The sequence below is a fragment of the Streptomyces sp. NPDC036815 genome, assembly GCF_055609205.1.
The window spans coordinates 415,065-439,815 of the sequence record NZ_JBVJPW010000004.1; the positions used below are offsets into that span (position 1 = coordinate 415,065).

General features: G+C 73.4%; 18 protein-coding genes. 14 read left to right on the top strand and 4 right to left on the bottom strand.

Annotated elements, in window-relative coordinates:
* Positions 1–9 precede the first annotated feature (9 nt).
* Both ACZ69I_RS12850 and ACZ69I_RS12855 read left to right on the top strand, forming a co-directional pair.
* Positions 10–231 (top strand): hypothetical protein, encoded by a 222-nt coding sequence (locus ACZ69I_RS12850; RefSeq protein WP_470831997.1) that lies wholly within the window; start codon positions 10–12, stop codon positions 229–231.
* A gap of 64 nt (positions 232–295) precedes the next feature.
* Positions 296–1,378, top strand: coding sequence for a LacI family DNA-binding transcriptional regulator (locus tag ACZ69I_RS12855; RefSeq protein WP_470831998.1), 1,083 nt, complete (start codon positions 296–298; stop codon positions 1,376–1,378).
* 222 nt (positions 1,379–1,600) lie between these two features.
* On the opposite strand, the gene ACZ69I_RS12860 is transcribed toward ACZ69I_RS12855, so the two are convergent.
* From ACZ69I_RS12860 to ACZ69I_RS12870, 3 genes are all read right to left on the bottom strand, one after another.
* A complete protein-coding gene (locus tag ACZ69I_RS12860; RefSeq protein WP_470831999.1) occupies positions 1,601–2,605 on the bottom strand; it encodes a YdcF family protein in 1,005 nt (334 codons plus the stop codon).
* A 23-nt stretch (positions 2,606–2,628) separates the two neighbouring features.
* A complete protein-coding gene (locus tag ACZ69I_RS12865) occupies positions 2,629–3,201 on the bottom strand; it encodes a dihydrofolate reductase family protein (protein WP_470832000.1) in 573 nt (190 codons plus the stop codon).
* Between the two features lie 198 nt (positions 3,202–3,399).
* Positions 3,400–3,546: a hypothetical protein gene (locus ACZ69I_RS12870; RefSeq protein ID WP_467679768.1), complete on the bottom strand. Its 147-nt coding sequence runs from the start codon at positions 3,544–3,546 to the stop codon at positions 3,400–3,402.
* Between the two features lie 163 nt (positions 3,547–3,709).
* Between ACZ69I_RS12870 and ACZ69I_RS12875 the strand changes: the two genes are divergently transcribed.
* The 12 genes from ACZ69I_RS12875 to ACZ69I_RS12930 all read left to right on the top strand — a co-directional run bounded on the left by ACZ69I_RS12875 (position 3,710) and on the right by ACZ69I_RS12930 (position 23,880).
* Positions 3,710–4,363 (top strand): DoxX family protein, encoded by a 654-nt coding sequence (locus tag ACZ69I_RS12875; protein WP_467679766.1) that lies wholly within the window; start codon positions 3,710–3,712, stop codon positions 4,361–4,363.
* 185 nt (positions 4,364–4,548) lie between these two features.
* Positions 4,549–5,367: a heparin lyase I family protein gene (locus tag ACZ69I_RS12880; RefSeq protein WP_470832002.1), complete on the top strand. Its 819-nt coding sequence runs from the start codon at positions 4,549–4,551 to the stop codon at positions 5,365–5,367.
* Positions 5,368–5,419: 52 nt separating this feature from the next.
* A complete protein-coding gene (locus ACZ69I_RS12885; protein ID WP_470832003.1) occupies positions 5,420–5,692 on the top strand; it encodes a hypothetical protein in 273 nt (90 codons plus the stop codon).
* Positions 5,693–5,735: 43 nt separating this feature from the next.
* Positions 5,736–7,115 (top strand): mycothione reductase, encoded by a 1,380-nt coding sequence (locus ACZ69I_RS12890; RefSeq protein WP_470832005.1) that lies wholly within the window; start codon positions 5,736–5,738, stop codon positions 7,113–7,115.
* A 400-nt stretch (positions 7,116–7,515) separates the two neighbouring features.
* Positions 7,516–7,755, top strand: a complete 240-nt coding sequence (locus tag ACZ69I_RS12895) for a phosphopantetheine-binding protein (protein WP_361722848.1) — start codon at positions 7,516–7,518, stop codon at positions 7,753–7,755.
* Positions 7,752–8,603 carry a siderophore-interacting protein gene (locus ACZ69I_RS12900; protein ID WP_470832007.1) on the top strand — a complete coding sequence of 284 codons (852 nt, stop codon included), beginning with the start codon at positions 7,752–7,754 and terminating at the stop codon, positions 8,601–8,603. The genes ACZ69I_RS12895 and ACZ69I_RS12900 overlap by 4 nt, the downstream gene beginning before the upstream one ends.
* Positions 8,604–8,676: 73 nt before the next feature.
* Positions 8,677–9,672: an ABC transporter substrate-binding protein gene (locus ACZ69I_RS12905; RefSeq protein WP_470832008.1), complete on the top strand. Its 996-nt coding sequence runs from the start codon at positions 8,677–8,679 to the stop codon at positions 9,670–9,672.
* Positions 9,669–10,691, top strand: coding sequence for a FecCD family ABC transporter permease (locus ACZ69I_RS12910; RefSeq protein WP_470832010.1), 1,023 nt, complete (start codon positions 9,669–9,671; stop codon positions 10,689–10,691). The genes ACZ69I_RS12905 and ACZ69I_RS12910 overlap by 4 nt, the downstream gene beginning before the upstream one ends.
* Before the next feature lie 62 nt (positions 10,692–10,753).
* Complete coding sequence (locus ACZ69I_RS12915; RefSeq protein ID WP_470832069.1) at positions 10,754–11,683, top strand: FecCD family ABC transporter permease; 930 nt, start codon at positions 10,754–10,756, stop codon at positions 11,681–11,683.
* Positions 11,680–12,465, top strand: coding sequence for an ABC transporter ATP-binding protein (locus ACZ69I_RS12920; RefSeq protein ID WP_470832011.1), 786 nt, complete (start codon positions 11,680–11,682; stop codon positions 12,463–12,465). The genes ACZ69I_RS12915 and ACZ69I_RS12920 overlap by 4 nt, the downstream gene beginning before the upstream one ends.
* 1 nt (position 12,466) lies before the next feature.
* Entirely contained in the window at positions 12,467–22,438 is a 9,972-nt protein-coding gene (locus ACZ69I_RS12925; RefSeq protein ID WP_470832013.1) for an amino acid adenylation domain-containing protein, read from the top strand.
* Positions 22,435–23,880 carry an MDR family MFS transporter gene (locus tag ACZ69I_RS12930; protein ID WP_470832014.1) on the top strand — a complete coding sequence of 482 codons (1,446 nt, stop codon included), beginning with the start codon at positions 22,435–22,437 and terminating at the stop codon, positions 23,878–23,880. Before ACZ69I_RS12925 ends, ACZ69I_RS12930 begins: the two co-directional genes overlap by 4 nt.
* Here the strand turns inward: ACZ69I_RS12930 and ACZ69I_RS12935 are convergent.
* Complete coding sequence (locus tag ACZ69I_RS12935; protein ID WP_470832015.1) at positions 23,858–24,745, bottom strand: geranyl diphosphate 2-C-methyltransferase; 888 nt, start codon at positions 24,743–24,745, stop codon at positions 23,858–23,860. The genes ACZ69I_RS12930 and ACZ69I_RS12935 overlap by 23 nt on opposite strands.
* Between the last annotated feature and the right edge of the window lie 6 nt (positions 24,746–24,751).

The window sequence follows — 24,751 nt, forward strand, 5'->3', positions numbered from 1 at the left end:
GTGGTGGAGATGACCGACGCGGAACCGGACCGGCTCGACCCGGCGCTCCCGGGCCGAACCGGATGGTGGCCTCGGGCGGCCCCGCGGGACGCGTCCCGCACGCCCCGGGCCGTCTCCGAGGGCCCGCACATCGGCCACCGGGCGTGGCTGCGCGCGGGGTGCTCGCCCGCGTGCTGGTTCGGGCACGGGCTCGGCTGCACGACCTGGGCGTACGAGGGCCCTCCCTCGTGACCAGGAGGGTCGCACCGGGAGAGCGCTCTATCTCCCTTCCGGGAAGGGGAGTTAGGGTGCACGCATGGAGAGACGGTCGCTGACGCTCGAGGATGTGGCACGGGAGGCGGGGGTCTCCCGAGCGACGGTGTCCCGGGTGATCAACGGCGTGCGCAACGTCGACCCGGCCATCCGCGACGTGGTGCGCGAGGCGATCGAGCGCACCGGCTACGCGCCCAACCGGGCGGCACGCTCCCTGGTCACCCGGCGCACCGAGACCGTCGCCCTGGTCATCTCGGGCGCGGGCGAGGAGAGCGACGGCCCCCCGGCCGACGGCACCTTGCCCGAGGACGGGCCCGACGGCCCGCAGAACGCGTTCGCGGCCCGGGTCTTCGCCGACCCCTTCTTCGGCCGCGTGGTGAGCGGGGTGGTCGGATTCCTGCGGCCGCGGTCGATGCACCCGGTCCTGATGGTCGCCGAGAGCGAGTCGGCCAGGAAGCAGGTGACCGGCTTCCTGCGGCAGGGCAGCGCCGACGGCGCGCTCGTGGTCTCCACGCACGCGGAGGACCCGCTGCCCGCGATGCTCGTCGCCGAAGGGCTGCCCGCCGTGTGTTTCGCGCGGCCCGCACGGACCGTCCCGGTCAGCTACGTGGACCTGGCGCACCGCACGGGCGGCCGCCTCGCCGCGGAGCACCTCCTGGCGGCCGGCCGGCGCCGACTGGCGACCGTCACCGGGCCCCTGGACCTGCCGGCGGGACACGAGCGGCTCGCTGGTTTCCGGGAGACGCTGGAGCGCTCGGGCATGCCGTACGTGCCGATCGCGGAAGGTGGCTTCACCCGGGAGAGCGGGGCCGGGGCGATGGCCCGCCTGCTGGCCGAACACCCCATCCTGGACGGGGTGTTCGTGGCCAACGACCTCATGGCGCAGGGCGTGTGCGAGCTCCTGCGCGAGCGGGGCAGGAGCGTGCCGGGGGACGTGGCGGTGGTCGGCTTCGACGACTCCAGCGTGGCCCTCACCTGCCGGCCGCCGCTGACCACCGTCCGGCAGCCGGTGGAGAGGATGACGGCGGCCATGGCCGGTCTGCTCCAGGAGCACGTGCGGGGTGCCCGCACCGAGCCGACCTCGTTGATCTTCGAGCCGGAGCTCGTGGTGCGGGACTCGGCCTGACGCGGGCCCCGAAGATCCGTTTCGATGAATCCGTGTAAGCGCGGCACGGGTGGGCAGGCGAGCCGATGCAGGGGTGACAACCTGCTGGGGCCGCTGAGAATGGTCAGTGGGCGGCCCCTCCTCCGAGCTGAGCGGCCGCGCCTTCGTGGGACAGGGACGCGGCCGCTCACGTTCTGTGCGCGGCTCGGGGACGGTCCTCTCGCGGTACGGCGGTAGCGGCTCTCAGCGCGTGGCCCAGGCCAGGATTCCGCAGAGGACGAAGAAGAGGCACATGGCGGCGTTGGTCCGCTTGTAGGCGACGAGAACCGCCACGAACTCGCGGATCGTCGCGTTGGGCCAGAAGTACGCAGCCGTGGTCGAGCCGACGACCTGGCCCCTGACGCCGATCCGCCGGGCGGTGAGCGCGGCGCGGAAGGCGTGGTAGTTGTTCGTGACGACGACGCACCGGTAGCCGGGATCGGCCTTCTCCATGATCGCCTTGCTGAACCGCAGGTTCTCCTCGGTCGTCGTCGACCGGTCCTCCCGCTCGATCAGGTCGGCGGGAAAACCGCGCTCCGTGAGGTGGTCCGCCATCGCATGGGACTCCGGAAGCTCCTCGTCCGGCCCCTGCCCTCCGGAGGTGATGAGCACCGGCGGGTCGCCGCGCCTGCTGAGCTGCGCGTGTACTTCCTGCGCCCGCCGAAGACGGCTGGCGAGCAGCGGCGGCACCGTGGACCCGCCGACGAGACCGGAGCCGAGGACGACCACGAAGTCCGCCTTGCGGCGGATGCGCAGCCGGCCGTAGAGGAACGCGTACGCGACGAAGCTCAGGAACAGGAACGAGAGGTAACAGGCGAGCCCGAGGGCCGCCACCCCCACCCCGACCAGCACGGGCGTCCGCAGGACGGCTGCCGTGATCACCAGGGCCACGACGCCGACGACGCACAGCGCGCCCATCAGGGAGAGCAGGTTGGAGGGGCTCCTGCCCTCCTTGCGCACCATGTGCAGGCCGTTGACGAAGAGCAGGCAGACGAGTACGAGGATGCCCAGGGCGCCCAGGCCGAGCAGCGAGGCGGCCACGATCCGCCCCGACGTGGAGCCGGCCGTGACCAGTTCGTACATCCAGGCGGCCAGCCCGCACACGGCGGCCAGGCCCAGGAGCACCGCGTTGCCGAACCGGCGGCGCTCGCGCGCCATGCGCCAGCAGAAGACGAGGAGGAGCAGGGCCGCGGGGGCGTAGAGCAGCATGCGCACGGGTGCCGGGCCGGGGGTCAGCGGACGACGTCGAAGACGTTCAGCTGCAGGCCGTTGGCGTAGGCCTCGTGCTCCACGAGCCGCAGTCTCTGCGTGTCCTTGTCCGCGTCGCTGAAGAGACGCTTGCCCGCCCCGAGCAGCAGCGGGAAGACGAGCAGGTGATAGCGGTCGATCAGACCGGCGTCCGAGAGGCTCCGGTTCAGGGTGGCGCTGCCGTGCACGATGATCGGGCCGCCCTCGGTGTCCTTCAGCGCGGCCACGTCGTCCAGCGAGCGCAGGAGGGTGGTCTCACCCCAGTTCTCGACGAGGTCCTTCTCGTCGAGGGTGGTGGAGACGACGTACTTCGGCAGCACCTTGTACCTGGCGAAGTCCTCCATGGCGGGCCAGACCGGGCTGAACGCCTCGTAGCTGACCCGGCCCATCATCATCGCGGCGGCCTCGCGCTGCTCCCGGCCCTTGATCTCGAACGCCTCCGGGAGGAACTCGACGTCCTTGAACGTCCATCCGGAGTTCCGGTAGCCGGGCTCGCCGCCAGGAGCCTCCACGACTCCGTCGAGCGAGACGAAGGCGGTGCTGATCAAGGTGCGCATCGTGAGGACTCCTGGCTGTCTGAAAGGTGTTTCGCGGCACGGTCCGCCGGCGCGTGGGAGGCCGGCCGTCCGGCCGCGACGCACCAACTATCCATGAAGACCGCGGGTCACGGCGAAACTCATCGATCTTCGCTCAGCTCTTCTCCGCCGACGTCCTCGGTGCGGGTGGCCGCCGGAACGGGGACACGGCAGTCCGGGTCAGCGCCGGCCGCGCAGCCGGGCGAGGAGCGAGCGGGCCTGGGCGCGCTTGCGCGGGTCCGCGGCGGCGCGGCGCACCGTATTGACGGTCTGTCGGCCCTGCGGGGTGCGGCTGTACGCCTTGAGCCGTGCGAGCAGTCCGGCCATGGGGTCCTCCCGGGCTCTGGCCGCCGTAGCGGCGGTGTCGTGGTGTCGGGTCGCTGCTCCCGTACCCCGAGCGGCCCCCGTGATGCGGCCCGGCGACCGCGGGTTCCTGCCCGCCCGGCGCGAAAATGTGTCTGAGCGCGGCTTCTGCGGGCAGCCGGAAGACATGGCTGTTCTCAGGAAATGCGCACGCCCGATGCTCGCCTCCGTCTTCGTCACCGGCGGGCTGCAGACTCTCCGCGACCCGCAGCGCGCGGCCCCCGCCGCCGAGCCCGTCGCGGTTCCCGTGAGCTCCAAGATCCCCTGGCTCACCGAGGACCCCGAAAAGCTGGTCCGCATCAACGGCGCGGTGCAGCTGGGCGCCGGTCTCATGCTGGCGACCGGTCGCCTGCCGCGGATCGCCGCCCTCGCGCTCGCCGGCACGCTGGTGCCGACGACCCTGGCCGGGCACGCCTGGTGGAAGGAGAAGGACCCCGAGGAGCGGGCCGCCCAGCGCACCCAGTTCATCAAGAACGTCTCGCTGTTCGGCGGGCTCCTGATAGCGGCGGCCGACACGCACGGCAAGCCGTCCGTCGCCTACCGCACCCGCGCCGCGGCCACGACCGGCCGACGGGCGGCCCGGCGCACCCGGCGCGATGCCGTCGGCGCGCTGAGCGGCGCCGCGGAGGGTGCGGCGGGATCGGTCCGCTCGCTGTCCGGGAGCGCCGCGGGGTCGGTCCGCAGCACCGCGGGGTCGGTCCGCTCGCTGTCGGAGAACGCCGTCGACTCGGTCCGCTCGCTCTCCGGGAGCGCGCAGCACGCCGTCGCGCGGCACCGGTGAGCGGCCGGTAGGCGAGGGCCGCAGGGGAGCTTCGGCAATCGGGGCGGCGATATGCCGTCCAACCGCGCGGTGGAGTTGTGAAAGGTTGAGACCAGTGTTGTGCAAGCGCTTGCTGGTGCTGCGAGCTGGTGTCATTCTCGGCCGGAGCTCGATTCCGCCACCCCCGCAACTCGCAGGAGCACGCCGTGAACAGGACCGGGAAGACGCTGACCTCGGCAGGCGGCATCGTCGTCACCGCCCTCGCCGCCTGGGCCTTCGCGGCCCCTGAATCGTTCGGCATCGCGACCGCTCCCGCCCCTCGGCCCGAGGCCCCGAGGGCGGACGCCGGGGCCCCCGCCCCCGCGCGGGCGGGGAAGCCCCCGGCGGCCAAGAGCGTGCTGTGGGACGGGGACGCGTCCCACGGCCTCGGCGTCTTCGGCACCACCCTGTGCGACGCGCCGGGGAGCGTCACCGTGGACAACTGGGGCGGCTCCCGCGGCGACATCTTCAAGTTCAACAAGCCCATCGGGGTTCCCCGGTGCGAGGCGCACAACGTACGGACCGCGAACGGCGAGTACGCCTGGCGCGAGGGGCGCACCTACTGGTTCGGCTGGGACTCGATGACCAAGACGGGCGACGCCCAGACGGTCTTCCAGTGGAAGTCGAACGGCACGAACGACCAGCACAGCCAGAACTATCCCGTGATCATGAAGGTGGAGGACGGGAAGCTGAAGGTCTGGTACGTCGCCCCCGGCGAGGAGTGGACACCCATCGGCTCCGCCGCCTGGTCCGCCGGTGCCTGGCACGCGATCCAGCTCGGCATCACCACCAGTTCGGGCAGCTCCGGCAAGCTCTCCGTCCATCTGGACAGCCACGAGATCGCCTCCCGCACCGGCGCCCGCACCTGGGACGACCTCGGCAACAAGCCGCGCTGGGGCACGTATTGGGGCACCGACACGAGTACGGCCTCCATCAACTGGATCGACGGACTCGCGATGGGGGAGTCCCGGGCGGACGTGGACTGACCGTCCGGCGCGGAGGTGATTCGTCGGGCGGGTCGCGGGCATCCGGCGGAGTATGACGACTCACGATGAGCACAGCGGCCGGCCAGGCATGGGAGAGCTGGAGCGCGGCACCCCGCAACGACTGGAAGCCCGCGCGAGGATGGGGACGCTGGCCTGGAGTGCCTTGTGCGTCCTGCTCGCCGTGTGGTCAGTGGCCTGGGGCGTCGGCGCGGCCACCGGCACGACGAACGCGTGGGTGTACTGCGCCGCCGGGGTCGCGCTGCTCGCGTGCGCGCTGTGGGCCCGCCGCTCGGTGATCCGCAACAGCCCGCCCCGCCACCTGTAGCGTCAGGAAGTGTGTCGCGGACATATCTGGATACGCTCCGCATATGCCACACCACGATCTTGTCGTCCTCGGCGCCGGTACGGGCAACGCGCTGATCGACGACCGCTTCTCGCACCTGGACATCGCCTTCGTCGCGGAGGGCCCCTTCGGCGGCACCTGCCTCAACGCGGGCTGCATTCCGAGCAAGATGCTCGCCGTGACGGCCGAGGTGGCGGACGCCGTCCGGGAGGCGGGCCGGCACAACGTACGGGCCACGCTGGACGGGATCTCCTGGCCGGCCGTGCAGGAGCGGGTCTTCGGGCGGCTCGACGCCGTCGCACGGGACGGTGAGGAGAGCCGCCGCGCAGCCGACTCCGTGACTGTGTACCGGGGGCGCGCCCGGTTCACCGGTGAGCGCGAGCTCCTGGTGGAGACCGCGGACGGAACCTCGACGCTCACCGCCGACCGGGTCGTCGTCGCCGCGGGAGGCCGCCCGGCGGTCCCGCCCGTGGTGACCGACTCCGGGCTGCCCTACGAGACGTCCGACACCGTGATGCGGCTCGACGAGGTGCCCGAACGCCTGGTGGTGCTCGGCGGCGGCTACATCGCCGCCGAACTGGCCCACGTATTCCACGCGGCGGGCGCCTCCGTCACCGTCGTCGAGAAGCGGGACAGGCTGCTCGCCGAGCAGGACGAGTCGGTCGCCTCGGCCTTCACCGACATCGTGCGCCGCGTCCACGACCTGCGGCTCGGCCGCGAGCTGGTCCGCATGGAGGGACGGCCCGGCGAGCTGCGGCTGACCCCAGACGACGGCTCGGTGATCGAGGCGGACACGCTGCTCGTCGCCGTGGGCCGCACGCCGAACAGCGACCGCCTCGACCTGGACCGGGCGGGCATCACCTGTGACGACGACGGCCTGATCGAGGTCGACGCGCACCTGCGCACCAGCGCCGACGGGGTCTGGGCGCTGGGTGACATCACGCCGGGCCCGCCCTTGAAGCACGTGGCGAACCGCGAGGGCGAGGTGGTGGCGCACAACCTCCTGCACCCCGGTGCCCCGCGCTCGATGTCGTACGACGTGGTGCCCGCGGCCGTGTTCGCCCGTCCCCAGATCGCCCAGGTGGGTCTCACCGAGCAGGAGGCCCGCGAGCAGGGCCGGGAGTACGTGGTCGGGTACCGCCGGTACCAGGACGTGGCGTACGGCTGGTCGCTGGAGGAGACGCGGGGATTCTGCAAGGTGCTTGCCGACCCGGCCTCGGGGCGGCTGTTGGGCGCGCACGTGCTCGGGCCGCAGGCCGCCACTCTCATCCAGCCGCTCGTCCTGGCCATGACCTTCGGGCTGACGGCACGCGAGGTGGCCGAACGCCCGCTGTGGATCCACCCGGCCCTGACCGAAGTGGTGGAGAACGCGCTCCGCGAGGTGGACGGGGCGAAGGGGGCGTGAGGGTGCGCCGCACGGCCACCGTCGCCGGCGCGATCGTCGCGGTCAACAGGCGGAAACGCACGGCCATGTGACGCGGCGGTACGCGGGCCGGACCGGGGTGCGGGTCGGGTGCGGGCGGGGGCGCCGGTCGGGGAGGCGGGTCATGGGAGGTCCCATGGCCCGCCTCCTCTTTCCGCGCCTCTTTCATGATTAAGTTAGGTTAGCCTTCCCTGAGTAGCGGCGAGGGGGGGCGGAGTCCGCGCTGCCATGAAACGTGGGCTTCGCCCCCTTTGCCCCCAGGGTGAAACGCCTCGCCGGGGTGCGCGCACGCGCCGCCGATCACCGTGGCGCCGGCCCCATCACCGTCTCGCCGACGCGCCGCCCGCGTGCGTCGGGCCCCGTCTCCGAAGGAGAGCCATCGATGAGCCAGACCCTGACGCCCGAGCGCGTCCGCGCCGACATCGCGGAACTGCTCGACTGCGACCCCGCCGAGATCGTGCCGGGGGAGGACCTCTTCGACCTCGGCCTGGACTCGGTGCGGATCATGAGCCTGGTGCAGCGGTGGCGCACCGCGGGGGCGACCGCACTGGAATTCCCCGACCTGGCCGAACAGCCCGAACTGGGCCACTGGACGGAGCTCCTGACGGGTCGTGCCGCATGAGCAGGGTGGACCACCGGCACCGTCACCTCGACCGGATCGCGGAGGTCCGGGCGGGCCTGCACGCCGAGAAGGTGGGCTACCCCATCGGCATCCGGGAGGTCGAGGTCGTCCGCACGGCCATGGTCGGCACGGGGCTGCTGCGGCTGACCCTGGGCGGCGCGGGCACGGAGGGGTTCGAGGCCCACGCGCCGGACGAGCACGTGAAGCTCATCTTCCCGGAGCCGGACGGCGAACTGCGGCTGCCCGAGCGGAACGGGGCGATGCTGCGCTGGCCGCGGCCCGCTCCCACCTCCCGCGAGTACACCGTGCGCCGTTACGACCCGGTGACCGGCGAGATCGACATCGACATCGTTCCGCACGCGGGTGGCCTCGCGTCGGACTGGGCGCACGGGGTCGAGCCGGGCGCCGTCGTGCATCTGGCCGGACCGCCCGGCGGCCTGATCGTCCCGCACACGTACGACCGCTACCTCCTCGCGGGCGACATCACGGCGCTGCCCGCGATCGCCCGGTGGCTGGAGGAGCTGCCCCGGACCGCGCGGGGCTGGGCCTTCGTCGAAGTCGCCGACGCGGCCGAGGAGATCGAGCTGTCCGCGCCCGAGGGCTTCGAGGTGCGCTGGCTGCACCGGGGTGGCCTCCCCGCGGGAACCGGCGGCGCGTTGGAGCGTGCCGTGACCGCGGTGACGGTCCCGGCGGGTGAGCGCGCGTACGTGTGGGTCGCCGGTGAGGCGGGGCAGATCAAGCCCCTGCGCCGATGGGTCCGCGACGAACTGGGGCTGGGCAAGGGCGACCACGACATCACCGGCTACTGGAAGCGCGGCATCGCCGACTTCGACGAGGACGACCACTGACCGTCCGGGGTGGTCACGGCGAGAAGGATCATCAACTAAGGTGAGCCTTACCTAAGTAGCAAGGAGCGAAAGAATGTCCCTACGCAGATCGTCGGGTCTGATCGGAGCCGTGGCACTGGCCCTGGCGCTGACCGGTTGCGGTTCGTCGGACGGCGGGTCGGACGACTCCGGCGCAGGCGGGACCCGGGAGTTCGCCGCCGACAACGGCAAGATCAAGATCCCGACGGACCCCAAGCGTGTGGTCGCCACCGGCTACGCCGTGCCCGTCATGATCGAGGCCCACGCCCCCCTGGTCGGCGTCTCCTCGTGGAAGCGCGGCGAGCCGATGATGAGCAAGCAGGACCTCGCCACGTACAAGAAGCTCCCCAAGGTGGCGGGCGAGCAGGCGGCCGAGACCAACTACGAGGCCGTGGCGGAGGCCAAGCCCGACCTGATCGTCATCGGTGTCCCCGCCCCGGTCCTCGGCGACATCGACGTGAAGCGCCTGGAGTCCATCGCCCCCGTGGTGGCGATCGGCCCGACCGTGCCGTCCATGTGGCGCGAGCAGTCCCGTCAGCAGGCCGACGCGGCGGGCGCGCTCAAGAAGTTCGACGCGATACAGGACGCGTACGAGGCCAAGGCCGCGAAGCTCGCCGAGAAGTACAAGAACGTGCTCCCGAAGCTGAAGCTGGGCCACGTCGGCGCGTACGGCGAGAGCGCCAAGGGCACCTGGCAGCGCGAGTTCGGCCGCTCCTGGGGCACCAACATCGCCGAGGACGTCGGCGCGAAGTACTACGGCAAGGTCAAGAAGAAGGGCCCCGGCTCGCGCGCCGTCAGCGAGTACCCCTCCCTCGAAGAACTGCCGGACGCGCTCGGCAAGGCCGACGCCATCACGTACTCCGTCAACGCCGACGGCAGCGTCCCCCAGCCGGTGAAGTACGTCATGGACTCCAAGCTCTGGAAGAACCTGCCCGCCGTCAAGGCCGGCAAGACCTTCCCGATCCGCTACACCGAGGCCGCCACCTACGGGCAGGCCGTGCAGACGCTGGACGCGATCGACACGTCGCTCGCTCCTCTCCTGAAGCGGTGACCGTCGCGGGCCGCGCCCCGGAGGCGGCCGGAACCAGGCGGACCGGCCCGCAAGTCGGCCTGCTCGTAGGGGGAGTCGCACTCCTCGCGGTGGTCGCCGTGCTGAGCATCGGCGTCGGCGCCCGGCACATCCCGCCCACCGAGGTCGTCCGCGCCCTCCTGGACCACCGAGGCACCGACGACCACGTCATCGTGTGGGACGTGCGGGCGCTCCGGGCGCTGCTCGCCGTCGCGGTGGGCGCCGCCCTCGCGGTGGCGGGCGCGCTCATCCAGACGCTGGCCCGCAACCCGCTGGCCGAGCCCGGCATCCTCGGAGTCACCGCGGGCGCCGGGTTCGCCATCACCGTCGGCTCGGGCCTCGGCCTGGCCGCCGGGCAGTCCGGCCAACTGGGCTGGGCGATCAGCGGATCGGTGCTCGCGGCGCTGCTCGTCGCCGCGGTCGGGCGCCGCTCGCCGCTGCGCCTGGTGCTCACCGGCGTGGCCCTGACCGCCGTCCTGAACGGGGTGGCGCTGGGGCTGCGGCTGATGCTCCCCGACACCTTCGACGTCTACCGGTTCTGGTCGGTCGGCTCGCTCGCGTCCCGCGAACAGGCGCCGCTGGCCCTCCCGTTGGCCGCCATCGGCATCTCCCTGCTCGGCGCGCTGCTGCTGAGCAGGGCGCTCAACGCCCTCGCGCTCGGCGAGAACGTGGCGCGGACCCTCGGCGCGGGCGTGGCCCGCGTACGGACCGCCGCACTGGTCCTGATCACCGTCCTGAGCGGCGCGGCGACGGCGGTGGCCGGGCCGATCCTGTTCGTCGGGCTGATCGTGCCGCACCTCGTCCGCAAGCCCGCCGGAGGCTCGGTGCCGTGGCTGATCCTCTACTCGATGGTCCTCGGCCCGATCCTGCTCCTGATCGCCGACATCGGCTCGCGGGTGCTGCTGACCACCGGCGAGGTGCCGGTGGCCGTCGTCACCGCGTTCCTCGGCGGCCCGATGCTCATCTGGGCCGTCCGCCGCTACGGGGCGGGGTCGCTGTGAACGCATGCGGACTGCGGGCCGAACGCCGCACGCTGGTCCTCGTCGCCGTGCTGGCCGCCCTGATGCTCGCCCTGGGCCTGACCGGTCTGTGCTACGGCGCGTCCTGGTCCACCCCCGACGAGGTGTTCGACGCGCTCACCGGCAGCGAACCCTCCGTGGTCATCTCGGACTGGCGGCTGCCGCGCGTGCTCGCCGCCCTCGTCTTCGGCGCCGCGCTCGGCGTGGCCGGGGCCCTCTTCCAGAACCTCACCCGCAACCCGATGGGCAGCCCGGACGTGATCGGCCTCGACGCGGGCGCCTACACCGGCGCACTCGTCGCCCTCACCGTCCTGTCGGGTACCTCCGCCCAACTGGCCGTCGGCTCGGTGCTCGGCGGACTCCTCGTCGCGGCCGCCATCTACCTCCTCTCCCTCGACCGGGGCTTCTCCGGGCTGCGCCTCGTCGTCATCGGCATCGCGGTCAACGCGATGGTGACCGCGGTCAACTCGTGGATCGTGCTCCGTGCCGACCTGGAGGTGGCGATCGCCGCGGTCGGCTGGAGCGCGGGTTCCCTCAACGGCGTGGGCTGGGACGACCTCGGCATTCCCTTCTCGGTGATCGCCGTGCTCCTCGTCCTGATGGCCACCCGGGCGCACGCCATGCACCAGGCATCGCTCGGCGACGCCGTCGCGGTGACCACCGGCGTCGGCCTCGACCGGCTGCGCCTGGTCATGGTCCTGGTCGGCGCCGGCTGCACGGCCACGGTGACCGCGGTGGCCGGGCCGATCGCGTTCATCGCGCTCGCCGCCCCGCAGATCGGCCGCCGGCTGGCCGGCGCCGCCGGGGTCCCGCTGCTCCCCGCCGCACTGACCGGCGCGGTGCTGCTCCTGGGCGCCGACCTGATCGCCCAGATGCTCCTCGCGCCCGTCGCCCTGCCCGTGGGCGTGGTGAGCACCGCGATCGGCGGTTGCTACTTGATCTGGCTGCTGACCAAGGAGGTGAGGCGCGCGTGACCGCACGCCTGACCGCGCGGGACATCACCCTGCGCTACGGAGACCGGGTGGTTTCCACCCGGCTGAGCCTCGACGTCCCCGACGGCGCGTTCACCGCCATCGTGGGCCCCAACGGCTGTGGGAAGTCGACCCTTTTGAGGGCTTTCGTGCGCCTGCTGCGCCCCGACAGCGGGCACGTGGAGCTCGACGGCCGCCAGGTCGGCGACTACCCGGCCAAGGCCCTGGCCAAGCAGCTCGGCTTCCTGCCGCAGGACCCGCAGGCCCCCGACGACATCAAGGTCCGCCAACTGGTGGGCCGGGGACGCTTCCCGTACCAGTCGTTCCTCGCGCTCCGGTCGGCCGAGGACGAGCAGGCCGTCACCGGGGCGATGGCCGCCGCGGGCGTCGCCGACCTGGCCGAACGGCCGGTGCAGGAACTCTCCGGCGGACAGCGGCAGCGGGTCTGGATGGCCATGGTGCTCGCCCAGGAGACGCCCTACCTGCTGCTCGACGAACCCACGTCCTTCCTGGACATCACCCACCAGTACCAACTGCTCGGCCTGCTGGCCGCGTTGCGCGACCAGGGCCGCACGATCATCGCCGTCCTGCACGACATCAACCAGGCGTGCCGCTTCGCCGATCACCTCGTCGCCATGAAGGACGGCCGGGTGGCCGCCGAGGGCGAGCCCACGGACATCGTGGACGCCGCGCTGATCAAGGACGTCTTCGACCTGCCGAGCGTCATCGTCCCCGACCCGGTGACCGATACGCCGATGGTCGTCCCCACACTGCAAGGAGCATGAGTTGAGCACCGCAAGCGTCTCCTCGGACGGCCTGCTTCCGCTGACCGGCGCCCAGGTCGGCATCTGGAACGCGCAGCGCCTGGAGCCGGACTCGCCGTACTACGTCGTCGGCGACGTGGTGGAGATATCCGGCGGCGCACCGGTCGACGTCGTCGCGCTGGTCGAGGCGGTCTGGGCCACCACCGAAGAGGCCGAGACCCTGCGCCTGCGCGTGCACGACACTCCCGAAGGACCGCGCCAGACGGTGAGTCAGGAGCCGGTCGCGCCGCCCCGGGTGGTCGACGTCAGCGACGCCGCCGACCCCGTCGCCGCGGCCCACGCGCTCGTCGACGCCGAGCGGGCGCGGACCGGTGAGGCCTGCAAGGCGATGGTCGACCGCCCGCTGTACGCACGGACCGTCATCCGGCTCTCCGACCACGAGGTCTGGTACACCCAACTCGGCCACCACCTCGTCTTCGACGGCTACACGGCCGCGATGCTCGCCCGCCGCACCGCCGCCCGCTACACCGCCCTCGTGCGGGGGACCGAACCGCGCACGTCGGCCTTCGGCGGCTTCGCCGACTTCGTCGCCGCCGACCGCACCTACCGGGAGAGCGACCGGGCCGCCGAGGACCGCGCGTACTGGGTCGAACGGTTCACTCCGCTGCCCGACCTCGGCGAGAGCGACGCCACCGCCGGAGCCCCCGGCGCGACCCTGACCGCCCGCGCCGCCCTCTCGGCCGAGGAGACCGCCCGGCTGCGCGCCTTCGCCGACGAGCGGGGCGTGACCTGGGGCGAGGCGCTCATCGCCGGTTACGCCGCGTTCCTGCACCGCATGCTGGGCCGCACCGACGTCGTGTTCGCGCTGCCGCTGATGTGCCGCACGGGCTCGGTCGAACTGCGCACCCCCGCCATGGCGGTCAACGTGCTGCCGATGCGCGTGCGCGTCGAACCCGGCGACGGGCTCGGCGAGTTGAGCCGACGCGTCGCCACCGCGATGAAGGAGATGCGCGACCACCAGCGCTACCGGGGCGAGGACCTGCCGCGCGACCTCGGCGTGCCCGGCGCGGGCGCGCTGCTGCACGGCCGTGGGATCAACCTCAAGGCCTTCGACCTGGCACTGGACTTCGCCGGGGCGAGCGGCGTGATGCGCAACGTCGCGGGCGGCCCGCCGGAGGACATGGGCCTGAGCGTCCTGCCCGCCCGGGACGGCGGACTGCTGCTCGGCTTCGAGGTCGACGCGAGGACCAACGACCAGGCCTCCGTCGATGCCCTGCTGACCGGACTGCGGGCCCTCCTGTCGGGCCTCGTCGAGGGGGAGACCGTCGGGCGGATCGCCCTGAGCGACGACGTCGACGGGCTCCTCGCGGACTGGTGCCCGCCCGCCCTGCCCGGCACGGCGGTCGACGTACCGGCCGCCTTCGGCGCGATGGTCGCCGACAGCCCCGGGCACACGGCCCTGGTCTGCGGTGACGACCGGCTGACCGCCGCGGAACTGGCCGAGCGGGTGCACCGCGTCGCCCGCGCGCTGCGCGCCCGCGGACTCGGCCCCGACGACGTGGTGGCGCTTGCCCTGCCGCGCTCCGCCGACTCCGTGACCGCCCTCCTCGCGGTCATGGACGCGGGCGCCGCGTTCCTGCCCCTGGACACCGCGTACCCGCCCGAGCGGCTGCGCGACCTGCTCGACGACACCCGCCCCGCCCTCGTCCTGAGCGCCACCGACGCGGTCGAAGGGCTGCCGTGGAACACCCTGCTGGGCGAGGCCGCCGCCCTCTCCGGCGCGCCGCTGACAACCGGCGAACTGGCCGCGCCACGCCACCCGGACCACCTCGCCTACGTGATCCACACCTCCGGCTCGACCGGCCGCCCCAAGGGCGTCCTCGGCCGCGTCGGCGGCCTGGCGTCGCTCCTGCACCACCAGCGGTCCACCGTCGTCGCCGAGGCCGAGCGCGCCGCGGGCAGACGGCTGCGCGCCTCGCACACCTACTCGTTCGCCTTCGACTCCGCCTTCGACCACCTTGTATGGCTGCTGTGCGGACACGAACTGCACGTCTACGACGCCGAGACCGTTCGCGACGCCGACGCCCTGCTCGCCGCGTACGCCCGCGACGGCATCGACATCGTGGACACCACACCGTCGATGGCCGCGCCGCTGATCGACGGCGGCCTCCTCGACCGCCGGCCGACTCTGCTCGTCCTCGGCGGTGAGGCCACCCCGCCCGCGCTCTGGCGGCGCGTGCGCGATTCCGGGATCACGGCGCGCAACATCTACGGGCCCACCGAGGCGACCGTGGACGCCGCCACCGCACGCGTCGACGGCGACGAGCCGACGATCGGCCATCCCCTCGCGGGCACCCGCGCCTACGTCCTCGACAGCGCGCTCCAGCCGGTGCCGCACGGCCGGACGGGCGAGCTGTACCTCGCGGGACCGCACCTGGCGCGCGGCTATCTCGGCCGCCCGGGAGCGAGCGCGGAACGGTTCGTCGCCGACCCCTTCGGCGCACCCGGCGGCCGCATGTACCGCACCGGAGACCTGGCCCGCTGGGTCCCCGGCCGGGGCCTCGCCTACCTGGGCCGGGGCGACGGACAGGTCAAGATCCGCGGCCACCGCGTGGAGACCGGCGAGGTCGAGGCCGCACTCGGCGCGGTCCCCGGCGTCACCGCGGCGGCGGCCCTCGTGCGCTCCTCCCGCCTGATCGGCTACGTCGTCGCCACCTCCGTCACCGGCGACGCGGTCCGCGCCGAGCTCGCCGGCCACCTGCCCGACCACCTGGTTCCCGCGGCCGTGGTCGTCCTCGACACCCTCCCCCTCACCCCCAACGGCAAGCTCGACCGCGCCGCCCTGCCCGCCCCCGCGCCGGCGGGCGGCGGCCGGGAGCCGCGCACCGAGCGGGAACGGCTGCTGTGCGCCGTGCTCGCCGAGGTGTTCGACGTCGAACGGGTCGGCGTCGACGACGACTTCTACGCCCTCGGCGGCGACAGCATCACCGCCATCACCCTCAGCAGCAGACTGCGGACCAAGGGCCTCGCGCTGCGGCCCCGCGACCTCCTCGCCCGCCGCAGCTTCGCCGCGCTCGCCGCCTCCGCGGGCCTGGTCGAGGACGCCGCCGAACCGGTGGACGAGCCGACGGGCCCCGTACCCGCGCCGCCCATCGTGCGCGGCCTGCTCGACCCCCACCCGGACGTGGACGTCGTCGCCGGGTACGCGCAGTGGACCGCCCTGCGCGTCGGCGAACTCGCCCACGCCGACCTGGTCGTGGGCGTACAGACGCTGCTCGACCACCACGACGCGCTGCGGCTGCGCGCGGACGACGGGCTGGAGGTGCTGCCCCGCGGCGCCGTGCGCGCCGTCGTCGACGAGGTCCACGGCGCGGACGTGACCGCCCTGGCCGGGCGCCTCGCCGGGCAGCTCGACCCGCGCTCCGGCGACCTCCTGCGCGCCGCCCTGCTCCGCGCCGGGGACGGCGCCCCGGACCGCCTGGTCCTCGTCGTGCACCACCTCGCCATGGACGGCGTGTCCTGGCGCGTCCTGCTCCCCGACCTGTACGCCGCCTGCACGGGCGGCACGCCGGAGCCGACCGGTTCGTCCTGGCGGCGCCACGCCCTGCTCCTCGCCGAACAGGGCGAGTCCGGTGCCCGTCGTGGCGAACTCGACCACTGGCGGGCCGCGTTGGGCTCCGCCACCCGCCTCGGCACCCGGCCGCTGGACCCGGCGAAGGACACCGTCGCGACCGCCCGGCAGTCGGTCACGGTGGCCTCGCCCGAGGCCACCGAGGCGCTGCTGACGACCCTGCCCGCCGTCTACCGCGCCGGGGTCGACGAGGTGCTCCTCGCCGCGCTCGTGCTCGCCCTGCGCGAGGTCGGCCCGTCGGCCGACGCGGTGACGGTGTCGATGGAGGGCCACGGCCGCGAACACCTCGATCTGTCCCGTACGGTCGGCTGGTTCACCAGCGAGTACCCGGTCCGCGTGCCCGCCGCCGACGGCGTCGCGGAGGTGCTGCGCGCGGCCAAGGAGGCCCGGCGCGCCGTCCCCGACAACGGCATCGGCTACGGGGTCCTGCGCCACCTCGACCCGCAGACCGGCGCCGAGCTCTCGGCCGTCCCGCCGCCGGACGTCCTGCTGAACTACCTGGGCCGGTTCACCTCGCCGCCCGGCACCGGCTGGCGCCTGCCGGAACACGATGCCTTCTCGGTGATCGAGCCCGAGGCCAAGGCACTGGAGCAGGTCCTCGCCCTCAACTGCTTCGTCCACGAGGGCGCCGAGCCCCGGCTCGCCGTCGAGTGGACGGCCGCCACCGAGGTGCTCGGCGCCGGCGCCGTGACGGCCCTGCAGAACGCCTGGGCCGCGGCGCTCGACGCGCTGGCCGAGCACGCGCGCCACACCCGCGGTGGACTGACCCCGTCGGACCTGCCGCTGGTCACCCTCGACCAGGCCGCCATCGACGCCATCGAACGCACCGGCCGGATCACCGACGTCCTGCCCGCCACACCCCTGCAGGTCGGGCTCTCCTTCCACACCCTGCTCAGCGACGACCGGGACGCCGACGTCTACGTCGTACAGGCCGTGACCACCCTGGTCGGCGAGCTCGTACCGGACCGGATGGCCGAAGCCGCCCGCGAACTCCTGCGCCGCCACCCCGCCCTGCGCGTGTACCTGGCCACGGCCGGGGACGACGTCGTGCAGGTGATCCCCGCCGACGTCGCCCTCGACTGGCGGCAGGACGACCGGTTCCCCGAGGCCGCCCGCGCCGAGCTGGGCCGCCCCTTCGACCCGGCACGCCCACCGCTGATCCGCTTCCTGCTCTCGCGGGTCGGGCCCGCCGAGCACAAGCTGGTGATCACCAACCACCACGCGCTGCTCGACGGCTGGTCCATGCCCCTGGTCGGCCGCACCCTGCTCGCCCTCTACGCCGAACTCAGCGGCGGCCCCGAAGCGCCCACCGCACCGCCGCTGTCGGAGTACTTCCGGTGGCTGGCGGGCCGCGACCACGACGTGTCGCTCGCCGCCTGGCGGAACGCGCTGGCCGGCGTCGACGACGCGACGCGCCTGGCGCCCGCGAGCGCCGGGACCGGCGTCGAGCGGCCCGGCCGCGAAACCGTCGCCCTCGGCCGCGAGTTCAGCGACCGGCTGCGCACGTTCGCCCGTGAACAGGGCGTCACCCTGACCACCGTCCTGCAGACCGCGTGGGGCCTCCTCCTCGGCAAGCTCACCGGGCGCCGCGACGTCGTGTTCGGCTGCCCCGTCTCCGGGCGGCCCGCCGAGGTCGACGGCGTGGAGTCGATGATCGGCCAGCTCGGCACCACCATCCCGGTCCGCGTCCGGCACACCCAGGACCGGACCGCGGCCGACCTCATGGCACAGGTGCACGCCGAGAGCGTCGCGCTGGCCGAACACCACCACGTGGGCCTGCCCGAGATCCAGCGGGCGGTGGGCGTCGGCGAACTCTTCGACACCATGCTGGTGATGGAGAACTTCCCGCTGTCCAGCCGAAAGCGCACCCCGCTCGCCCCCGACCTCGACCTCGCGGGCGTGGACATCACCGACGCCACGCACTACGCGCTGACCGTCATCGTCATCCCCGACGACGAGATCACCATCGGACTCGGCTACCAGCCGCGCGCCTTCGACCCGAGCACCGTGCGCGACTACGGACGCTGGCTGCGCCACCTCCTCGAGGAGATCGTCGACGACCCGGCACGCCCCGCCCTCGGGCTGTCCGCGCTCGACCCCGAGGAGCGGGCGCGCATGCTGCGCACCGGCACCGGGTCCGTCCCCGCCAGGACCCGCGGCCACTGGCTTGCGGAGTTCGCCGCCTGGGTGGAGCGCAAGCCCGGCGCAGAGGCCCTGGTCTGCCGCGACCGCAGCCTCAGCTACGCCGAACTGGACCGGCGGGCCAACCGCCTCGCCCACGCGCTCATCGCGCGCGGGGTACGGCCCCAGGACCCGGTCGCGGTCCTGCTCGGCCGCGACATCGAGATGACCGTCGCGCTGTTCGGCGTGGCCAAGGCGGGCGCGGTGTACGTGCCGATGGACGCGAGCTACCCGTCCGAGCGCCTCACGTACATGTGCGACGACATCGCACCGGCCGCCGTCGTGACGACCGGCGCCGAACCGCCCGTCGACCGCGACATCCCCGTCCTGCGCCTCGACGACCCCGCCACGCTCGCCGCCGCGCCGGACACCGACCCGGCCGAGGCCCGCGCCGGACTCACCGACGACGCGCTCGCCTACGTCATCTACACCTCCGGCACCACCGGCAGACCCAAGGGCGTCGGGGTGACCCACCGGGGCGTGCCCGACCTGATCGCCCTGCAGGAGGAGGTCGTCGGGGTCACCGAGTACGACCGGTACCTGCACTTCGCGTCGACCAGCTTCGACGTCGCGTTCTGGCAGACCATGGTGCCGCTGCTTTCCGGCGGCACCTCCGTCATCGCCCCCGAGGAGGTGCGCGTACCCGGCGACGAACTCCTCGACTACATCGCCGAGCACCGGGTGACCGGCGTCAACCTGCTGCCGTCGTTCCTGGCCGCCATGCCCGACGACCGCACCGTCGACCCGGACGTGTTCTTCGTCGTCGGCGCCGAGCGGCTCGACCCCGAGCTGGCCGCGCGCTGGGGCCGCGGCCGCCGGGCGCTCTTCAACGCGTACGGGCCGACGGAAGTCACCATCAACTCCGTGACCTGGCACTACGACCCGGACGACGCGGGACCGCTGCCGATCGGCCGCCCCGACCCCAACGTCCGCGCCTACGTCCTGGACGGCGGGCTCCAGCCCACCGGCACCGGCGTCACGGGAGAGCTCTACCTCGGCGGGCCCAGTGTCGCCCGCGGCTACCTCGGCAGGCCGGGCCTGACGGCCGAGCGGTTCGTCGCCGACCCGTTCGCCCCGCCCGGCGAACGGATGTACCGCACCGGCGACCTGGTCCGCTGGCGGCCCGACGGGCAGCTGGTCTTCCTCGGCCGCGTCGACCACCAGGTCAAGGTCCGCGGTTTCCGGGTCGAGCTGGGCGAGATCGAGTCCACGCTGACCCGTCACCCCGACGTACGGGCCTGCGCCGTGATCGTGCGCGAGGGCAGACTCGTCGGCTACGTCATCCCGACCGACGACGCCGACCTGGACACCACACGCGTCCGCGCGTTCCTGGCCGAGGAGCTCCCCGACCACATGGTCCCGACGGTCCTCGTGCCGATCGAGCGGCTGCCGCTGAGCCCCGGCGGCAAGCTCGACCCCACCGCGCTGCCCGCCCCGGAGACGGTGACCACGGCGCGCCGCGAACCCGCCACCGAAGCGGAGACGGTGCTGCTCGGCGTCCTGCGGGACGTCCTCGGCACCGACGCCATCGGCCCCGACGACGACTTCTTCACCATCGGCGGCGACAGCATCGTGTCGCTGCAGGTCGTCTCGCGGGCCCGGCGCCAAGGCCTCGGCCTGACCGCGCGGGACGTCTTCGAGGGCGCGACGGTCGCCGGGATCGCGGCACGCGCCCGCACCCTCGACGCCGGTGAGGCGCCCGCCACCGGCGACGCCCCGCTGACCCCGGTCATGCGGGACCTGCTGCGCCGCGCCGGAACCGCCGCCGACGGCTTCTGCCAGTGGACGGAGATCTGCGTCCCGCCGGGCGGCGACGCGAACACCTGGCACACCGTGCTCGACGCGGTCCTGGCCCGGCACGACGTCCTGCGGGCCCGCCTCACCGACGACGCGCTGCACATCCCGCCGGCCGGCTCCGTGACCGGCGCCGACATCCTGACGCGCATTCCGGCGACGGACGATCCGCGCGCCCTGCTCGACTCCCACGTCGCCGCGGCCTGCGCGGCGATGGACCCGCGCACCGGCCCGCTGCTGCGCGCGCTCTGGCTGGACGCCGGACCCCAGCGGCCGGGCAGGCTCGTCCTGATCGCCCACCACCTGGTCGTCGACGGCGTGTCCTGGCGCATCCTCGTCGACGACCTGGAGCACGCCCACGCGGGCGGCACGCTCACCCGGCACGGCCAGTCGTTCCTCGGCTGGGCGCGCTCGCTGCGCGACGCCGACCGGCGGAGCGAACTGCCGCACTGGCAGCGGATGACGGCCACCCCGGCGCTCGCCGGACGCCCGCTCGACCCCGCCAGGGACACCGTGGCGACGGCACGCCACCACGAGATCCGGTTCGACGCGGGAACGACCCGCGCCCTGATCACCACCCTGCCCGCCGCTCACCGCAGCACGCCGGACGCGGTGCTGCTCACCGCGCTCGCCCGCGCGGTCAAGGCATGGCGGGGCACGCCGGAGGTGCTCGTCGCGCTGGAGAGCCACGGCAGGCCGCGGCACGTCGACCTGTCCCAGACCGTCGGCTGGTTCACCGCCGTCCACCCCGTACGGCTGCACGCCGAGGACGGCGTCGAGGAGGTCAGGGAACGACTGCGCGCCCAGGGCGACGCCCTCGGCCACGGCATCCTCGCCTCGGCGGGCCTCCTCGACCACGTGACGCCGGAGGTCGCCTGGAACTACCTCGGCCAGTTCCCCGGCGCCCCGTCCCGCGAGACGCCGTGGCAGCCCGCCCCGGACGCCGGCCCGCTCGGCTCCGGCGGCACCGACGCGCTGCCCCTGCCGCACGGCCTGATGGTCAACGCCCTCGTGCGCGACGACGCGCTCGGGGTCCGCATCACCTGGCCGTCCGGACTGTTCACCGGGGCCGATGTCGAGGACCTCGCCGAGTGCCTGCGGGCCGCGCTCCTGCACCTCGCTGCCGCACCGGAGATCAGCGCGCTCGACCGCGATCAGCCGATCGCCGGGGTACAGCCGCTCACCCCGCTCCAGGAGGTGATGCTGCGGCACTCGCGCACCGAGCGCCCCGACCCGTACACCGTGCAGTCGACCTTCTCCCTCGCGGGACGGCTCGACACCGAGGCCCTGAACGCGGCGGGCGCCGACCTCGTGGCCCGTCACCCGAACCTGGGGGCCGTCTTCCCCGCCGGCCTGGCGGTGATCCCGAAGTCCCCGAGGCCGGACTTCCGCGTGGTCGACGGGGTCGCCGAGGAGGTCCTCGCGGCCGACCTGGCCGAGTCGTTCGACCTCGCCCGCGGCCCGCTCCTGCGCCTGACCGTGATCCGCGACGGCGCCGACCGCTCTGACCTCGTCATGACCAGCCACCACGTGCTCTCCGACGGCTGGTCGGCCCCGCGTATCCTCACCGAGCTGTTCGACCTCTACACGGCCCGGCTGCGCGGCACGGCGCCGGAACTGCCCGCCCCCGTACCGTTCGACGACTATCTGCGCTGGCGCGCCGAGCACGAGCCCGACCTCGACACCTGGGCCGCCGAGCTGGCCGGACTGCCCGAGGGCGACTACCTGAGCGACGGCGAACCCGGCCCCGCCTGGCAGGAGCCCACGCTCCTCACGTTCGACGCGGAGCTGGTGGCCGACCTCACCCGCCTCGCCGCGGGGCGCGGCCTGACCCGCAACACGCTGGTCCAGGGCGCGTGGTCGGTCCTGCTCGCGCGGCGTTCGGGGCGCACCGACGTGTGCTTCGGCGCCATGGTCGCCTGCCGTCCGCCCGAGCTCACGGGCGTCGAGGAGATCGTCGGTCTGCTCGCCAACACCGTGCCGGTCCGGGCCCGGCTCGACGGCACGCTCGCCGACACCCTCGCCGATCTCCAGTCCCGGCAGCGGGCGTTGGTGGATCACCACCACGTCGCGCTCTCCGACCTGGAACGCCGGACCGGGCGCCGCAGGCTGTTCGACAGCCTGGTGGTGTTCGAGAACTACCCGGTCGACCCGGACCGCCTCCGCGAACCCGCCCCCGGCCTCGAGGTCGTCGGCACCCGCTTCCGCGAGTCCACCCACCACCCGGTGACCCTCACGGTCATGCCGGACGGCGACGGCTGGACCGGCGTGCTCGCGCACCGGGCCGGGGTGGACGTCGACGGGCTCGCCGACGAACTGCTCGGCCTGATGCGCACGTTGGCCAAGCACCTCGACTCCGACGTCCGCGACCTGCTGGAGGACCGATGACCGAGGACGTCGCGCCACCGGCCGAGCGGGTGGACGGACAGCTGCTGCGGATCGCGTTCATCCTGGTGCTCGGCACCTTCATGGCCACGCTCGACGCCACGATCGTCAGTGTCGGGATCGACCGCCTCACCGAGGAGTTCGACGCCTCCGTCGCCGAGATCCAGTGGGTCAGCACCGCCTACCTGCTCGCCGTCGTCGCCGCCGTGCCCGCCTCCGGCTGGCTGGCCGACCGGTTCGGCGGCCGCCGGACCTGGCTCGCCGCCGTGGGAGTGTTCCTGCTCGGCTCGGTCCTCTGCGCGCTCGCCTGGTCGGCGCCGAGCCTGATCGTGTTCCGGGTGATCCAGGGACTCGGCGGCGGACTGCTCCCCGCGACCGGGCAGGCACTCCTCGCCCGCATCGCCGGACGTCACCGCACCGGCCGGGTGATCAGCGTCGTCGCCGTCGTCCCGCTGCTCTCACCGGTGTTCGGGCCGCTGGTCGGCGGTGCGATCCTCGGCATGGCGCCCTGGCCGTGGCTCTTCCTGGTCAACCTGCCGATCGGCGCGATCGCGGTGCTGCTCGCCCGTCGCCACGTACCCGACGTACCGCCGTCGACCCGGCGCACGGCGTTCGATCTGCGGGGAGCCGCACTGCTCTCGCCCGGTCTGGCCGTGCTGGTGTACGGGCTGACCGAGGTCGCCCACGGCCGTACCGTCCCCGCCGCGACCGGCGTGACGGCGGGCCTCGCGATGCTGGCCGGATTTGCGGCGCACGGGCTGCGGACCCGCTCCACCCCGCTGGTCGACCCCCGGCTGTTCGCCCGGCCGCCGTTCGGCGCCGCGGCGCTGGCGCTGCTCGTCCTCGGCGCGTCGGTGTTCGGCACGACGTTCCTGCTGCCGCTGTACTTCCAGACCGGCCGCGGCCTCACGGCGTGGCAGGCCGGGCTGCTGCTCGCACCCCAGGGCCTCGGCGCCGCCGCGGGATCGGTCCTGGTCAACCGCACCATCGACAAGGTGGCCCCACGCACCCTGGTGGTCACGGGGATCGCGCTGATCCTCGCCGGTACGGTCCCGTTCACCCAGCTCGGCCACGCACCCCCGGAAGCGGTGATCATCGCGGCGCTCCTGGTCCGCGGCGTCGGGATGGCCATGATCGGCGCGCCCGTGATGAACATCGTCTACAGCCGCATCGAGCCCGAGCACCTCCCTCGCGCGTCCGGAGCGCTCAACCTGCTGAACACGGTGGGCGGTTCGGTCGGCACCGCCGCCCTCGCCGTGGTCCTGCAGAACCGGCTGGCCGAGCGGGGCACGGACGTCCCGTCGGCGTTCGGCGACACCTTCTGGTGGGTGCTCGGCCTCTGCCTGCTCGCGGCGGCGGGGGCGACGCGGCTGCCCCGTGGTCCGGCGGACGCGAATCCGCCGGACCGCTCTCCGGCCGGCGTCAGACGCGGTCGGCCGCGATGAGGAGGTACTGGAAGGACCCGTCACGGTAGGAGTTGATGAACGCGTCCTCGATCCCCGTCACCAGCGACGACGTCGCCCGCAGCTCCCAGTAGGGCAGCGTGTCGGGGGTGAGGTCGATGACGGCCTGCGGCACGAGGCGGTTGTCGGCCATGGCGCGCAGGTACTCACGGCGCGAGTGGATGTTGCACTCGAAGTGCGCGTTGATCTGCGAGACCCACTTCGAGGGCTGGCCGTACCGCGGGTTCCAGCAGCCGGTGATGGTCACGTAGCGCCCGCCGACCTTGAGGATGCGCGCGTGCTCGGCGAAGAGGTCCTGCAGGTCGACGTACATGCTCGACTCGTTGTTCCAGGAGGCCGCGGCCTGCCCGGTCTCGAAGGGCATGGCGAGCATGTTGCACACGCGGGCGCGGACGTGGTCCTGGATGCGGAGTTCGTGGGCCCGCCCGTTGGCGAAGTCGGCCTGCTTCGCCGAGAGCGTGACGCCCTCGACCTTGCACCCGAAGCGCTGGTGCGCCATCACCATCGAGCCGCCGCGGCCGCAGCCGGCGTCCACCAGGGTGTCGTCCCTGCCGATGTCACCGAGCTGCCCGAGCAAGAAGTCGGCCTGCGCCGACTCCAGCCGGTGCAGCTCGGCGATCAGCTTCTTCTCACTCTCGCTGTCCCCGGCGTCGCCGAGCGCGCTCCTGTCGACCTCACCGATCCCGTAGTGGTGGTGGTAGAGGCCGTCGACGTCGCCGAGACGCAGGTTCACGGGCCGGGCCTCGCCGTCCCAGTAGCGGGCGATGTCCCCCTGGTAGGGCGTCGCCGGACCGGGGAAGCGCAGCGGGGTCGTGGTGGCGGGGGCGGTGAGTTCGGTGCTGGTCACAGATGA

Bases quoted from the DNA above. Each gene is read 5' to 3' on its own strand.
- ACZ69I_RS12890 (WP_470832005.1), top strand. From the start codon at position 5,736: ATGCCACACCACGATCTTGTCGTCCTCGGCGCCGGTACGGGCAACGCG.
- ACZ69I_RS12895 (WP_361722848.1), top strand. From the start codon at position 7,516: ATGAGCCAGACCCTGACGCCCGAGCGCGTCCGCGCCGACATCGCGGAA.
- ACZ69I_RS12865 (WP_470832000.1), bottom strand. From the start codon at position 3,201: ATGCGCACCTTGATCAGCACCGCCTTCGTCTCGCTCGACGGAGTCGTG.
- ACZ69I_RS12900 (WP_470832007.1), top strand. From the start codon at position 7,752: ATGAGCAGGGTGGACCACCGGCACCGTCACCTCGACCGGATCGCGGAG.
- ACZ69I_RS12885 (WP_470832003.1), top strand. From the start codon at position 5,420: ATGACGACTCACGATGAGCACAGCGGCCGGCCAGGCATGGGAGAGCTG.
- ACZ69I_RS12855 (WP_470831998.1), top strand. From the start codon at position 296: ATGGAGAGACGGTCGCTGACGCTCGAGGATGTGGCACGGGAGGCGGGG.
- ACZ69I_RS12930 (WP_470832014.1), top strand. From the start codon at position 22,435: ATGACCGAGGACGTCGCGCCACCGGCCGAGCGGGTGGACGGACAGCTG.
- ACZ69I_RS12860 (WP_470831999.1), bottom strand. From the start codon at position 2,605: ATGCTGCTCTACGCCCCCGCGGCCCTGCTCCTCCTCGTCTTCTGCTGG.
- ACZ69I_RS12870 (WP_467679768.1), bottom strand. From the start codon at position 3,546: ATGGCCGGACTGCTCGCACGGCTCAAGGCGTACAGCCGCACCCCGCAG.
- ACZ69I_RS12915 (WP_470832069.1), top strand. From the start codon at position 10,754: ATGCTCGCCCTGGGCCTGACCGGTCTGTGCTACGGCGCGTCCTGGTCC.
- ACZ69I_RS12875 (WP_467679766.1), top strand. From the start codon at position 3,710: ATGGCTGTTCTCAGGAAATGCGCACGCCCGATGCTCGCCTCCGTCTTC.
- ACZ69I_RS12850 (WP_470831997.1), top strand. From the start codon at position 10: ATGACCGACGCGGAACCGGACCGGCTCGACCCGGCGCTCCCGGGCCGA.
- ACZ69I_RS12905 (WP_470832008.1), top strand. From the start codon at position 8,677: ATGTCCCTACGCAGATCGTCGGGTCTGATCGGAGCCGTGGCACTGGCC.